Source organism: Pseudomonas sp. NFACC08-1 (assembly GCF_900106735.1).
Lineage (GTDB): Bacteria > Pseudomonadota > Gammaproteobacteria > Pseudomonadales > Pseudomonadaceae > Aquipseudomonas > Aquipseudomonas fluorescens_Q.
This window is the reverse complement of the sequence record NZ_FNNL01000034.1, coordinates 1-1030: the sequence shown is the minus strand read 5'-3', so window position 1 is coordinate 1030 and position 1030 is coordinate 1. Positions and strand designations below refer to the sequence as shown.

At 61.0% G+C, this 1030-nt stretch carries 1 protein-coding gene; it reads right to left on the bottom strand.

The genetic code is table 11. The features are described 5' to 3' along the window. A partial coding sequence (locus tag BLU76_RS30305) for an immunoglobulin-like domain-containing protein (protein ID WP_139211696.1) occupies window positions 1–1030 on the bottom strand: 1030 nt, incomplete at both ends.

Below are 1030 nucleotides of genomic sequence, written 5' to 3'. Positions count from 1 at the left end.
TGGTGGTGTCGTTGACGTCGCTGACGATGGTGCTGACCGGTGCGGTGTTTGGAGCAATGGCTTCCAGGTTACCGCCCGTGGCAGTACTGATGCTTTCGGTGACGGTGGTTGGGCCTTGGTACACGTCGTTGCCAACGGCTACGTCCAATACGCCCGAGCTTGCGCCCGCCGCGATGGTGATCGTTTTACCGCTTTCCAGCGTGACAGTGACCGGACCATTTTGCGCCGTAACTGGGTTGCCGTTGGCGTCGGTCAGCGTAGCGGTGTAGGTGATCGTGCCGTTTTCATTCACGGTCGGTGTGGCGGTCAAGGTCACCGTGGTGGTGTCGTTGACATCGCTGACGACGGTGCTGACCGGAGTCGTGTTTGGTGCGATGGCCTCCAGGTTGCCACCGGATGCCGAGGCGATCGATTCGGTAACCGTTGTTGGACCCTGGTAAACATCGTTACCCACAGCAACATCGAGCACGCCCGAGCTTGCGCCAGCGGCGATGGTGATGGTCTTGCCGCTGTCCAGGGTGACGGTGACCGGACCATTTTGCGCGGTGACCGGGTTGCCATTGGCATCGGTCAACGTCGCGGTGTAGGTGATGGTGCCGTTTTCGTTCACGGTCGGTGTGGCGGTCAGCGTCACCGTGGTGGTGTCGTTGACATCGCTGACGATGGTGCTGACCGGCGCGGTGTTTGGAGCAATGGCTTCCAAGTTGCCGCCCGATGCCGAGGCAATCGACTCAGTAACCGTCGTCGGACCTTGGTAAACATCGTTGCCAACAGCCACATCCAACACGCCCGAACTTGCGCCGGCCGCGATGGTGATGGTTTTACCGCTGTCGAGGGTCACGGTAACCGGACCGTTTTGCGCGGTGACCGGATTGCCGTTGGCATCGGTCAACGTCGCGGTATAGGTGATCGTGCCGTTTTCGTTCACGGTTGGCGTGGCGGTCAAGGTCACCGTGGTGGTGTCGTTGACGTCGCTGACCACAGTGCTGACTGGCGCGGTGTTCGGGGCGATGGCTTCGAGGTTACCGCC